Source organism: Streptomyces luteogriseus, from assembly GCF_014205055.1.
GTDB classification, from domain to species: domain Bacteria; phylum Actinomycetota; class Actinomycetes; order Streptomycetales; family Streptomycetaceae; genus Streptomyces; species Streptomyces luteogriseus.
Genome location: NZ_JACHMS010000001.1, coordinates 6,397,231 through 6,409,783, shown reverse-complemented (window position 1 = coordinate 6,409,783; position 12,553 = coordinate 6,397,231). Strand labels below are relative to the sequence as shown.

The following is a 12,553-nucleotide window of genomic DNA, read 5'->3' as shown; positions in this document are numbered from 1 at the left end:
GCTGAGGCTTCCATTCCCCGGCGGCCGATCCGTCATGCCGGAACGGTCTCCCTCGATCATACGGCGCGCCGCCGCCGTTCGGGGGGCCTGTGGCGTACTCCATGCGCAGCCAAGGCGCTGATCAGCGGCGGTACCTCACGAAGCGGCTCAGGCCTCGACGGCCCCAGCGGTCTCGCCGGCCCCACCAGCCCCAGCAGTCCCACGGGTCTCACCCAGCACATGCAGCTGTGTGGCCACCGCGTGGAACGCGGGGAGCTCGGCCGCGGCCTCCTCCAGCTTCAGCAGCGCTTCCAGGGCTCCGGGCTCGGTGTCCACCAGGACGCCGGGCACGAGGTCGGCGAAGACCCGCACGCCGTGCACGGCACCGACGCGCAGGCCCGCGCCCTCGACCAGTCCCATGAGCTGCTCCGCGGTGAAGCGGCGCGGCACGGGATCACCCGTGCCCCATCGTCCGTTCGGGTCGTCGAGCGCCTGCCGGGCCTCCTTGAAGTGCCCGGCGAGGGCGCGGGCCAGCACGGCACCGCCGAGTCCGGCGGCGAGCAGACTGAGGACTCCCTCCGCGCGCAGGGCCGCCACCGCGTTGCGGACGCCCTCGGCCGGGTCGTCGACGTACTCCAGGACGCCGTGGCACAGCACCACGTCGTAGCCACCGCGCTCGGCCACGTCGAAGAGGCCGTGGGCGTCGCCCTGGACGCCCTTCACGCGGTCGGCGACGCCGGCCTCGGCGGCGCGGCGCTCCAGGGCGAACAGCGCGTTGGGGCTGGGGTCGACGACGGTGACCCGGTGCCCGAGGCGGGCGACGGGCACCGCGAAGTTACCGCTGCCGCCTCCGGTGTCGAGGACGTCCAGCGACTCCCGACCCGTGGCCTTGACCCGGCGGTCCAGGGCGTCCTGGAGGACCTCCCAGACCACGGCGGTACGGAGTGAGGCGCGGGGGCGCATCGGGTCCGACACGGCAGTTGACTCCTCGGCGCGGCACCGCCTCTTGCACGGCGGCGCGGAACGGGGCGTCTCCCCCGGCCCCGGCCTCGGGGAGGGAAGACTTCAGGCGTCCCCCACCCTATTGCCTCGGCTCCGGCGTCCGGATGACCCGGTCCCGGGATGCGCCGCGGGTCAGGCGGCCCGGGCCGGGATTCCCCCCGGGGGGGGTCAGGCGGCCCGGGCCGGGGATGCCCCGGGGGTCAGGCGGGCCGGGCCGCGCTCAGCCCGCGTCCGGCATGTCCCTCCCGGTGCCGGGGCCCCGCGGCCGGTCCTGGTCCGGGCGGGGCTGCGGGAGGACCGGCTGGAGGACCAGCATCCGCTCGACGAGGCGCAGGAACATCGCCACGTCCCGTATCAGGTCGTCCGCGTCCCGGCCGGTGGCCGCGTCCTGGATGCCGGCCTCGGCCCGGGCACGGCGGCGGGCGCCGGAGGCGAACAGCGCGCTCCACTCGGTCAGTTCGGGCGCGATCTCGGGGAGCACTTCCCAGGCGCTCCGGATCTTGGCCCGGGCCCGGGGTGAGGTCTCCGGGCGCCCCCGGGCGGCGAGCACCGCGGCGGCGGTGCGCAGGGCGGCCAGATGAGCCGTCGCGTAGCGCTCGTTGGGTGTTTCCAGGGCGGTGGCCTCGTCGAGGCTCGCGCGGGCCTGGGCGAGAAGGTCGAGGGCGGCGGGAGGGGCCGAGGCCCGGCGCAGTACGGGGTGCACGTCGCTCGCCGGGCCGGTCAGTGAGGGGGCAGGGCCGGTGGCGCGGCGCCGACGGGCGGCTGCTGCGTGGTAGTTGGCCATGACGAACCTCCTGTCGTCTGGGTGACGGCACGTCCGGTCACGGAGTGCCGTATGTGACCCATCGTGAGGTATGGCACTGACAATCCGTTCTGACCTGCCGTTTTGCCTCGCTCGTAGGTTCGGAGTAGTTTTTGCACTGACCAGTCAGTTCAAATTCAGGGGAGACTCGTGGGGGAACAGACGGGAGGGGTGCGGATCGTCACCGACGGCCTCGGGGTCAAGGGGCCACGGGGGTGGGCGGTCCGCGGGATCTCCGTGGACGCCGAGCCGGGTGCGCTCATCGCGGTCGAAGGCCCGTCCGGGTCCGGCCGTACGTGCCTGCTGCTCGCGCTGACGGGGCGGATGAAGGTCTCGGAGGGATCGGCCGCCGTGGGCGACGCGAGGCTGCCGAAGCAGATGGCGGCGGTGCGCGGCATCAGCGCGCTGGCACATGTCCCGGGGGTCACCGACCTCGATCCGGCGCTGACCGTCGCCGAGCATCTGCGGGAACGGGCGCTGCTCCAGCAGCGGTTCGGCGCGTCACTGCGCGGACTGCTGCGGCCCCACGGCGAGCGGGCGGCCGAGGCCGGGCGGCGCGTCGAGGCCGCACTCGAGGCGGCCGGGCTCGACCTGGAGGCACTGCCCAAGGGGCCGCGCACGGCCGTCCGGGACCTGGAGCGCCTCGAGGCGCTGCGGCTGTCGGTGGCGCTCGCCCTGGTCGGCGGGCCGCGGCTGCTCGGCATCGACGACACCGACCTCAAACTCTCGGACGGGGAACGCGAGGAGGTCTGGGAGCTGCTCAGGTCGCTGGCCGACGCGGGGACGACGGTCGTGGCGGTGTGCAGTGAGGCTCCCGAGGGCGCCGTCACGGTCTCCACCGCGCAGAGCCCCGAAGAACCGCCCGCCGAGGACGAGGCCGACCGGGCCGACGACACCGACCAGGCCGACCAGGCCGACCAGGGAGAGGAGAAGGCCGATGCGCTCGCCGAGACTGGCCGCGCTTGAGCTGCGCCGCTTCGGGCGGGGGAAGCTGCCGCGCGCCGCGCTGTTCGCGCTACTGGTGCTGCCGCTGCTGTACGGCGCGCTGTACCTGTGGTCGTTCTGGGACCCGTACGGCCGTCTGGACAAGATCCCGGTGGCGCTGGTGAACGACGACAAGGGGGCGACCGCCGACGGAAGGAAGATCACGGCGGGCGACGACATCACGAAGGGCCTGCACGACAGCAAGACCTTCGACTGGCAGGAGGTGAGCGCCGACGAGGCCCGCAGAGGCGTCGAGGACGGCAGCTACTACCTGTCGCTCACCCTGCCCGCCGACTTCAGCGAGCGGATCGCCTCCAGCTCCGGGAACACCCCGGAGACCGGCGCCCTCCAGGTGCGCACGAACGACGCGAACAACTACATCGTCGGGCAGATCTCCCGGACGGTCTTCGGCGAGGTGCGGCAGGCGGCGTCCACGAAGACGTCCCGGTCCTTCCTGGACAAGATCTTCGTGTCGTTCTCCGACATCCACGGCAAGACCGTGAAGGCGGCGAAGGGCGCCGACCGGCTCAACGGCGGCATCGGCAAGGCCGAGAAGGGGTCCAAGGACCTCGCCGACGGCCTGAAGGACGCCAAGGACGGCAGCGGCAAGCTCTCCACGGGCCTGAAGAAGCTCCACACCGGCGCGGGCGACCTGGAGGACGGCTCCAAGCAGGTCGCCGAGGGCACGCAGAAGCTCGCCGACCGGGTCAACGGCACCGCCGACAAGGTCGGCCCCTTCCTGAAGGGCAACGAGAAGACCATCGGTGACACCGCGCAGTTGGTCGCCGACTCCTCCGGGGTGATCCGCAAGCACCTGGACACCCTGGTGAAGAGGGCCCCGACCGCCGCCAAGGGCGCCCGCGCAGCGTCCGGCACGCTGACCGACGTCTACGCCCGGCGCTGCGACGATCCCGTCCTGCCCGACGCGGCCTGCTCCGACCTGAAGAAGGCCAAGGACGCCGCCGCCGACGTGACCCTCATCGCGGACGACCTGAACACGCTGATCGCGGACCAGGACGGCGACCTGGACAAGCTCGACAAGAACCTCGCCACCCTGCAGAAGCAGTCCCAGGCCCTCGCGAACCGCGCACCGCACCTCTCCGAGGACCTCGCCGACGCCGTCAAGGAGATCAACAAGCTGAACGACGGGGCGGCCGAGGTCGCCGCGGGCGCGAAGAAGCTGCACAAGGGGATCGGCACGGCCAAGACCGGCGCCGTCGACCTGGACAAGGGCGTCGGCAAGCTGAAGACGGGCGCCGACGACCTCAACGGCGGCATCTACAAGCTCGTCGACGGCTCCGGGAAGCTCGCCGGCGGACTGCACGACGGGGCGGAGAAGATCCCCGACTACGACGCGCAGGACCGCGACCGGCGCACCGAGGTCATGGCCGACCCCGTGCGGCTCGCCTCGCACGACATGCACAAGGCGCCCAACTACGGCACCGGCTTCGCCCCGTACTTCATCCCGCTGTCCCTGTGGGTGGGCGCGATGGTGGCGTACATGCTGATCGCGCCCATGAACCGGCGCGCGCTCGCCGCGGGCGCCTCGGCGTGGCGGATCGCGCTGGCGGGCTGGCTGCCGGTGGTGGCGATCGGGGTGCTGCAGACCGTGGCGCTGATGTCGGTGCTGCACTGGGCGGTCGGCCTTCAGATGGCGCGAGCGGCCGGGACGGTGGGATTCCTGTTCCTGGTGACGGCCTGCTTCGCGGCGATCGTGCAGTGGCTGAACGCGCGCTTCGGGGCGGCGGGCCGGATCCTCGTCCTCGCGCTGCTGATGCTCCAGCTGACCTCGGCGGGCGGCACGTACCCCGTCCAGACCAGCCCCGGGTTCTTCAACGCCCTGCACCCGTTCCTGCCGATGAGCTACGTCGTCGAGGCCCTCAGGCGGCTCATCACCGGCGGTGGACTCGAACCGGTGTGGCACGCGTGCGTGGTGCTGACGGCGTTCACCGCCGGCGCCCTCGCGCTGACCGCCGTGGCGGCCCGCCGGCGCCAGGTGTGGACGCTGGACCGGCTGCACCCGGAGCTGAGCCTGTGAGCCCCACCGGCACGTCCCCCGGAAAGCTTCCTGTGACAATCAGGACCATGGAAAGCAGCAGTGCCGCGTCGGGCGGCAGCACGCGCCGCGAGGCCACCCGGCAGAAGCTCTACGAGGCGGCCGTCACGCTCATCGCCGAGCAGGGGTTCTCCGCCACGACCGTGGACGAGATCGCCGAGCGAGCCGGGGTCGCGAAGGGCACGGTCTACTACAACTTCGCGAGCAAGTCCGTCCTCTTCGAGGAACTGCTGCGGCACGGAGTGGGTCTACTGGCCGCCTCCCTGCGGGAAGCGGCCGACCGCACCGCGCGGGAGGGCGGCGGCAAGGTCGACGCCCTGGACGCGATGATCCGGGCGGGGCTGGTCTTCATCGACCGCTACCCGGCCTTCACCCAGCTGTACGTGGCCGAGCTGTGGCGCACCAACCGGGCCTGGCAGTCCACGCTGATGGTGGTCCGGCAGCAGGTCGTCGCGGTCGTGGAGGACGTGCTGCGCGACGGCGTCGCGGGCGGTGAGTTCAGCGAGGAGATCGACATCCCGCTGACGGCGTCCGCGCTGGTCGGCATGGTCCTGGTAGCCGCTCTCGACTGGAAGTCCTTCCAGGCGGAACGCTCCCTGGACGACGTCCACGCGGCACTGTCCCGGCTCCTCCAGGGGCGGGTCAGCGGCTGCCGCTGAGCGGAACCGCGCCGCACATGCGAAGGCGCCGGTCCCGTGTGGCCGCGTCCCCCGCGGGCCACCTCGAACCGGCGCCTTCTCGTGCTCCCCCGTGCGTCCCCCCGCACGACCCCCGTTCGGTCGTCCCCCGGTTTCCCCCGTGCCTCGCTCCCGCCGACACCGCCGGCGGAAGGAGCGGATCGTGGGCCGGCTCCGTTCCGGCGCCCCGTGTCGCCGGTGCCGGAGCCGTGCCCCTCTCCGTGCCTCCACTCTCTCGTGCGCGCAGGTCGCCCCCCATCCGTGCGCGTACTCAACTCCCCGGCTAGGTACGTGTACTCAGGCTTGCGCACGGGACCCCACAACGCTCCGTCGCCGCCTGGTCACGATCGCCTCCGTGCCCGTACTCGGAGGCCGCGGGCCGAGGTTGTCGGTGGCGGCCGATAAAGTCGCCGGCATGGCACGGATTGCGGTGATCGGCGCCGGGATGGGCGCGCTGACGGCCGCCGCCCGGCTGGCCGTCGCGGGCCACCGGGTGGCGGTGTACGAGCGGACGGACACATACGGCGGAGCGCTGCGCCGCTTCGAGCGCGAGGGGTTCTCCTTCGACACGGGCCCCGGCCTGCTGCCGCTGCCGGCCGTCTACCGCGACCTGTTCGTCAAGACCGGCAAGGAGCCGCTGGAGTCCTGCGTCGAGCTGGTCCAGGTCGACCCGTCGTCCCGGCACGTCTTCGCGGACGGCACGCAGGTGTCGCTGCCGAACGCCTCCCGCGCGGGCGTCGTGACCGCCCTGGACGAGGCGCTGGGCGCGGGTGCCGGGCAGCGCTGGGGCGACTTCCTGGTCCGGGCCCGGGAGGCCTGGGACCGGACCCGCCGTCCGCTGCTGGAGGAGCCGCTGTGGCCGAACTGGCAGGTGCTGGCCGAGCGCGAGCCCTACCCGTCGGTGCCGCACAAGCGGCTGCTGCGCACCCGCCGGGCCGCCACCCTCACCGAGATCGGCGCCTGGGAGCTGGGCGATCCCCGGCTCACGGCACTGCTGGAGAGCCACGCCCTCGGCCACGGCCTGGATCCGCGGGTCACCCCGGCGAGCGCGGTCGTGCTGCCGTACATGGAGCACGCCTTCGGCACCTGGTACGTGCGCGGCGGCCTGCGCGAGCTGGCGCGGGCGGTGTACGAGCGGTGTGTGGCCCGGAAGGTCGAGTTTCGATTCGGCGCCGACGTCACCGGTGTGCTGGAGAAGGACGGCCGGGCGTCGGGGGTGGAGCTCGCCGACGGGTCGGTCGCGGAGGCGGACTTCGTGGTGGCCGGGGTGGCGCCCGGCATCCTGGCCCGGCTGACGGCGGGCAGCGTCGTACGGGGTGAGGGCGAGGTGCCGCCGCAGGCCGCGACGACGGCCCGGCTGACCGTACTGCTGGCCCTGCGCGGCGCCCGGCCCGAGGGCACGGCGCACCGCACGGTGATCCACAGCCAGGACCGCGAGGCCGAGTTGGGCGCCCTGTTCGGTACGGCGGCCGGACCTCCCCGTCCCACGGTGACCGTGCTGCGGCCCGACGACCCGCGCACGGCCCCGGCCGATCATGAGGCGGTCACCCTCACGACGGTGGTGCCCGCACGGCCCGGCGGGCCGCACGACGGGCTCGTCGACCACATGATCACCGCCGCCGGACGCGCCGTGCCCGGCCTGCGCGACCGCCTCCTCTGGCATGAGGTGCGCACCCCGGCCGACATCGCGGACGCGACGGGCGCTGAGGGCGGGGCGGTGCCCGTGCCGGCCCTGGCGGCGGCCGGCGGAAGGCTGCTGCATCCGTCCAACGGCACACGGATGCCGGGTCTGTTCACCGTGGGCGGCTGGGCCCACCCCGGCGGCGGACTGCCGCACGCGGGCATGTCGGGCGCGCTGGTCGCGGGACTGATCGTGGAGGGGCCGGAGTTCCGCGGCTCGCAGTGAGCGCGCCGCCCCGGCGGGATTCAGGCTTCAGAAACGGTACTGCTCGTCGAGGCCGTTCCCCTGCGGCTGCTGCCCGCCGCCCTGGTACGGGTACGGCTGCTCCGGCGGCAGTTCCTGCCCGTACTCGTCGGTGTTGCGCTGCTGCGGGACCCACACCCCGCCGGGCGGGGTGGTCTCGCCGCCGTAGGTGCCGGCGTACTGGTCCTGGGTGTAGCCCTGCTGGCCGTAGTACTGCTGGTCACCGTACGTGGTGTCGTAAGAGCCCTGGCCGTAGTTCGAGGAGCCGATGTACGGGTCGGAGTAGGCGGCGTACTGCTGCTGGCCCGTGGCGTCGTACCCCTGCTGCTGGCCGTAGCCGGAGTAGTCGTAGGAGTAGGACTGGTCGGCCGTCTGGGCCGCGTACTGGTCCTGGGCCTGCTGCCCCGCGGCCTGGTACCCGTTGGTGTCGTAGACGCCGTAGGAGCCCGTGTCGTCGGGCATGGGCTGCGGCTCGTAGACGGCCGTGGTCTCGGCGGCCGTCGGATCGTGAACGGGGCGGGCGGGGGTGAAGACGTCGTCGCGGTCGTAGTCGTCGTCCTGGCCGTATGCGCCCGGGTCGCGACGGTAGGCGCCGGCCTCCTCGCCGTAGCCGCCCTCGGCCTCGAGGCCGGAGACCTCGAGGGTCGGCTCCTGGCGGCCGCGCTCACCGCGGCGGCGTTTGCTGCCACCCAGCGCGGGCGCGTTCATCGCCCAGCCGGCCGCGAAGCCGCTGCGGAACGACAGGGTGACGTACGTCTGCCCGACCGCGAAGGCGGCCGCGCCCAGTCCGATCACGACGACCGACGGAATCAGGACACCGACGACGACGCCGAGGAACCCGGCGAAGGCCAGCAGGCGCCAGCGCAGCCGCGCCTTGTACTGCAGCAGCACCTCGCCCAGCAGCCACAGCGCGACGATGCCGAACGCGATGTAGAGGACCGCCCAGCCCATGTACGCCCCTCTCCCAGTGGCCGTTACGCAGTGTGTCGTATACCGGTGCGAACGGTCTAGGCCTGCGGTGAGTGGTGCAGGCCCAGGTTCTCGTAGATCTCGAGTGTCGCGGTGGAGTTGTTGAGCGTGATGAAGTGCAAGCCGGGCACGCCCTCGGCGAGCAGCCGCGCACAGAACTCCGTGGCGAATTCGATCCCAATGGAGCGTACAGCGGCCGGATCGTCTTTTGCTGTGAGGATCCGCTCTTTCAGGACAGGAGGGAACGCGGCGTTGGTGAGCGACCCGATCCGCTCCAGCGTCTTCACGCTCGCGATCGGCATGACCTCGGGAATGATCGGGGTGTCACAGCCGGCGGCCGAGACCCGGTCGCGCAGCCGGAGGTAGTCCTCCGGCTGGAAGAACATCTGCGTGATGGCGTAGTCCGCGCCCGCCCGGCACTTGTCGACGAAGTGGCGGACGTCGGCGTCCCAGTCGGCGGAGCGCGGATGCATCGCCGGGAAGGCGGCGACGCCCACGCAGAAGTCGCCGGAGGCCTTGATCAGCTCGACGAGTTCGGCGGCGTAGGCCAGGCCCCGGGGGTGCGGCACCCAGTCGCCCATCGGGTCGCCGGGCGGGTCGCCGCGCAGGGCGAGCATGTTGCGGATCCCGGCGTCGGCGTACTGGCCGATGATGTTGCGCAGGTCGGCCACCGAGTGGTCGACCGCGGTGAGGTGGGCGATCGGGGTGAGGGTGGTGTCGGAGGCGATCGCCTCGGTCGCCTTGACGGTGCCCGCGCGGGTGGAACCCCCCGCTCCGTAGGTCACGGAGACGAAGTCGGGCGCCACGGCCTCGACCCGGCGGAGCGCGTTCCACAGGTTCCGCTCGCCCTTCGGGGTCTTGGGCGCGTAGAACTCGAACGAGTACGTCGTCTTGCCGTCCGCGAGCATGTCGCGGACGGTGCGAGCGTGGTCCGACCTGATGGATGCGGTGCCGAGGGCCATACCGGCAGGTTAGCCAGGGGCGGTCGGTCCCCCAACCGGGGGCTGACATTTGCCCGGATTGTCCGCTTGTTGTCCATCCCTTGGACAAACCGTCGTGGCTACGCCTCCCGCAGCCGCTTCGCGAACTCCGCCGCGGCGGCCCCCGGGTCGTCGGCCTCGGTGATCGCCCGTACGACGACCACGCGCCGGGCACCGGCTTCCAGGACCTGGTCGAGGGTGCCGAGGTCGATGCCGCCGATCGCGAACCAGGGGCGGCCGGTGCCGAGACCGGCGGTGTACCGGACGAGGTCCAGGCCGGGGGCGTGGCGGCCGGGCTTGGTGGGGGTCGGCCAGCACGGGCCGGTGCAGAAGTAGTCCAGGCCCTGCTGGACGGCGGCCGCGGCGGCCTCGGACTCGGCGTGCGTGGAGCGGCCGATCAGGACCTCGTCGCCGAGGATCGCGCGGGCCGCGGGGACCGGGAGGTCACCCTGGCCGAGGTGCAGGACGTCGGCGCCGGCGGCGTGGGCGACGTCCGCCCGGTCGTTGACCGCGAGCAGCTTGCCGTGCCGGGCACAGGCCTCGGCGAACACGGCCAGGTGTTCCAGCTCCTCGCCGGCCTCCATGCCCTTGTCCCGCAGCTGCACGATGTCGACGCCGCCGGACAGTACGGCGTCGAGGAAGTCCGCGAGGTCGCCCTGCCGCTTGCGCGCGTCGGTGCAGAGGTAGACCCGGGCGTCGGCGAGCCGGGCCCGTGCGGTGGCGGCTGCGGTGCCGGTCATGCGTGTCCCCCAGGGTGTCGGTGTCGGTGTCGTGCGGCGGGCGCGACGCCCGCGGGTCGGCGCCTCCGGGGTGCCGGAACACCCGGCTGCGGGGTGAGCGGCTCCCGGATGCCGGAGCATGTGGCCGCCGGGCGGGCGACACGGGAGTGTTCCCGTCCCGCCGCGAGCGCCTCGGGCACCTTACGCCCGCCCCGGGCCCGCGTGAGCCCGGGCGGAACGGGCGCGGGTCACCCCCGGGCCGTGACCCCGCGGGCCACGGCCCCCACTCGGGCGGTCGTTCAGGTCCGGCCCCCGCACCCATGGCGCCGGACGGTTGTCTCCCGTCGCGGCCGGGTCAGACCGCGAGCGCCTGGGCGCGGCGCTTCACCTCCGTGCCGCGGTTCTCGCTGAGCGCCTGCGCGGGGGTGCCGGGCAGGCTGTCGTCCGGGGTGAAGAGCCACTCCAGCATCTCTTCGTCCGTGAAGCCGTCGTCCCGCAGGAGCGTCAGGGTCCCGGACAGGCCCTTGACGACCTTGTCCCCGTCGATGAAGGCGGCAGGGACGTGCAGCGCGCGGTTCTCACCTCGGCGTACGGCGATGAGCTGGCCGTCCTTGACCAGCTGCCGCACACGCGTCACCTCGACGCCGAACTGTTCGGCGATGTCGGGGAGGGTGAGCCAGGCGGGGACGAGAGCATCGATCTTTGCGTCAATCTCGGTCACGGAAACCAGCCTGCCATCTCCCACTGACAGTCGGAAGTCGGCTCGGTCCGGCCGGGCGGACGCATCCCCGCCCGGCAGCTGCGTCCGGCGGCCTCGCGACGGCCCGGCGCCTACGCCGTGGCCGCCTTCAGGGGCCTGGCCGAATCCGTCAGCAGTACCGGGTTCATCGCGGCGCCCGACTCGATCAGACGGCGGCCCTGCGCCAGATCCCGGGGACGGCCCACCGCCAGCAGCGCGACCAGCCGTTCCCCGCGCAGCCAGCACACCGTCCAGGCCGGTCCGGAGGGGTCGCCCCGCCACAGGGTCGTGTCCGCTGCCGCGTGGTGCCCGGCGTACTGGACGAACCGCCCGAACTGCTCGGACCAGAAGTACGGCACCGGGTCGTACACCGCCGGTGCCTCCCCCGCGGCGCGGCCGACGATGTTCACGGCCACCGTGCGCGGCCCCTGGAGGGCGTTGTCCCAGTGGTGGACCAGCAGACGCTCGCCGTAGCGCCCGGAAGGGAAGGAGGCGCAGTCGCCGACCGCGTACACGTCCGGCACGGTGGAGCGCAGATGCTCGTCGGCCACGATCTCGCCGTGGGTGCCCAGCTCGATCCCGGAATCGGCCAGCCAGGCCGTCGCGGGGCGGGCGCCGATGCCGACGACCACCGCGTCCGCGGGCAGCCGCGATCCGTCGTCCAGGAGAACGGCTCCGGGCTCGACGTGCTCCACGCGCGCGTGCGTCCGCAGGACCGCGCCCGCGTCGGCGTACCAGCCGGCCATCGGGGCGGCGACCTCGGCGGGCAGCGCCCCGGCGAGCGGCCGTTCGGCGGCCTCGACGACCGTCACCGCGCAGCCCGCCTCGCGCGCGGCCGTGGCGAACTCGGCGCCGATCCAGCCCGCGCCGACGGCCACGATGTCGTGCCGCCGGGCGAGCACGGGCCGCAGCCGCTCGGCGTCGTCCAGGGTGCGCAGCAGATGCACGCCGGGCACGCCCTCCGCGCCCGGCAGCCGGACCGGTTCGGCGCCGGTCGCGACGACCAGGACGTCGTAGGGCACGGGCCCGTCCTCGGTGTCGAGCTCGTGGTCGGCCGGGCGCAGGCCCAGCACCTCGCAGCCGAGCCGCAGTTCGATGGCGAGTGCTTCGAAGTCGACGTCGAAGGCGGAGCCCTCGGACTTGCCGAGCAGGACGGCCTTGGACAACGGGGGCCGGTCGTAGGGCTGGTGGGGTTCGGCTCCGATCAGGATCACGTCGCCGGTGAAGCCCAGCTCGCGCAGGGCGACGGCGGTCTGCACCCCGGCCATGCCCGCGCCCGCCACGACGACGCGCCGCGGCGCGGACGAACCTGGTTCCTGCGTCTGCTCGCTCACCTGATCACCATAGACACCTGACGAATTGTCAGTCAGTCCTCATGCGCCGTGACCTGCTCCACAACGCTCGTGCCGTCGCCCCGCTGGGACTCCCACTCCCAGGTCTCCTCCAGCCGCACCCGCCCGTCGGGCAGCTCCACGACCGTCGAGACGCAGTGCCCCGAGGACGTGGTCCCGTCCCGCTTGAGCTGGACGTACCGGAAGTCCAGGCGGTCACCCTCCCGGGTACCCACGAGATGCCCGCGTACGACGTCGCCGCCCGTGTACTCGGCCCAGATCTCGCCCTGCCGCTCGTGGTAGGTGAACCGGGTGCGGGTGCCCACCTGACCCGGTGCCTGGTCGGTGACCGGGGCGAGGACGAGACCGTCGAGGGATCGGGCCATGGACG

At 73.1% G+C, this 12,553-nt stretch carries 12 protein-coding genes; 4 read left to right on the top strand and 8 right to left on the bottom strand.

What is annotated here, in order from left to right:
* Window positions 1-147: 147 nt before the first annotated feature.
* Window positions 148-954, bottom strand: coding sequence for a methyltransferase (locus BJ965_RS28525; RefSeq protein ID WP_184912373.1), 807 nt, complete (start codon window positions 952-954; stop codon window positions 148-150).
* A 247-nt stretch (window positions 955-1,201) separates the two neighbouring features.
* Window positions 1,202-1,765, bottom strand: a complete 564-nt coding sequence (locus BJ965_RS28520; protein ID WP_030848177.1) for an SAV_6107 family HEPN domain-containing protein — start codon at window positions 1,763-1,765, stop codon at window positions 1,202-1,204.
* Window positions 1,766-1,933: 168 nt separating this feature from the next.
* Between BJ965_RS28520 and BJ965_RS28515 the strand changes: the two genes are divergently transcribed.
* From BJ965_RS28515 to BJ965_RS28500, 4 genes are all read left to right on the top strand, one after another.
* Window positions 1,934-2,749, top strand: coding sequence for an ATP-binding cassette domain-containing protein (locus tag BJ965_RS28515; RefSeq protein ID WP_313667178.1), 816 nt, complete (start codon window positions 1,934-1,936; stop codon window positions 2,747-2,749).
* Window positions 2,721-4,805: a YhgE/Pip domain-containing protein gene (locus BJ965_RS28510; RefSeq protein WP_184912370.1), complete on the top strand. Its 2,085-nt coding sequence runs from the start codon at window positions 2,721-2,723 to the stop codon at window positions 4,803-4,805. The genes BJ965_RS28515 and BJ965_RS28510 overlap by 29 nt, the downstream gene beginning before the upstream one ends.
* Before the next feature lie 47 nt (window positions 4,806-4,852).
* Complete coding sequence (locus BJ965_RS28505; RefSeq protein ID WP_184912368.1) at window positions 4,853-5,482, top strand: TetR/AcrR family transcriptional regulator; 630 nt, start codon at window positions 4,853-4,855, stop codon at window positions 5,480-5,482.
* Between the two features lie 433 nt (window positions 5,483-5,915).
* Entirely contained in the window at window positions 5,916-7,406 is a 1,491-nt protein-coding gene (locus BJ965_RS28500; protein WP_184912366.1) for a phytoene desaturase family protein, read from the top strand.
* A 27-nt stretch (window positions 7,407-7,433) separates the two neighbouring features.
* On the opposite strand, the gene BJ965_RS28495 is transcribed toward BJ965_RS28500, so the two are convergent.
* The 6 genes from BJ965_RS28495 to BJ965_RS28470 all read right to left on the bottom strand — a co-directional run bounded on the left by BJ965_RS28495 (window position 7,434) and on the right by BJ965_RS28470 (window position 12,548).
* Entirely contained in the window at window positions 7,434-8,375 is a 942-nt protein-coding gene (locus BJ965_RS28495) for an SCO2102 family sporulation regulator (protein WP_184912364.1), read from the bottom strand.
* Window positions 8,376-8,431: 56 nt separating this feature from the next.
* Entirely contained in the window at window positions 8,432-9,355 is a 924-nt protein-coding gene (gene metF / locus BJ965_RS28490) for a methylenetetrahydrofolate reductase [NAD(P)H] (RefSeq protein ID WP_184912362.1), read from the bottom strand.
* 98 nt (window positions 9,356-9,453) lie between these two features.
* Window positions 9,454-10,113 (bottom strand): thiamine phosphate synthase, encoded by a 660-nt coding sequence (thiE, locus tag BJ965_RS28485; protein WP_184912360.1) that lies wholly within the window; start codon window positions 10,111-10,113, stop codon window positions 9,454-9,456.
* A 334-nt stretch (window positions 10,114-10,447) separates the two neighbouring features.
* Window positions 10,448-10,813: an Rv2175c family DNA-binding protein gene (locus BJ965_RS28480; protein WP_030848153.1), complete on the bottom strand. Its 366-nt coding sequence runs from the start codon at window positions 10,811-10,813 to the stop codon at window positions 10,448-10,450.
* A 110-nt stretch (window positions 10,814-10,923) separates the two neighbouring features.
* A complete protein-coding gene (locus BJ965_RS28475; RefSeq protein WP_184912358.1) occupies window positions 10,924-12,165 on the bottom strand; it encodes an NAD(P)/FAD-dependent oxidoreductase in 1,242 nt (413 codons plus the stop codon).
* 32 nt (window positions 12,166-12,197) lie between these two features.
* Window positions 12,198-12,548, bottom strand: coding sequence for a hypothetical protein (locus BJ965_RS28470; RefSeq protein ID WP_184912356.1), 351 nt, complete (start codon window positions 12,546-12,548; stop codon window positions 12,198-12,200).
* Window positions 12,549-12,553: the final 5 nt, after the last annotated feature.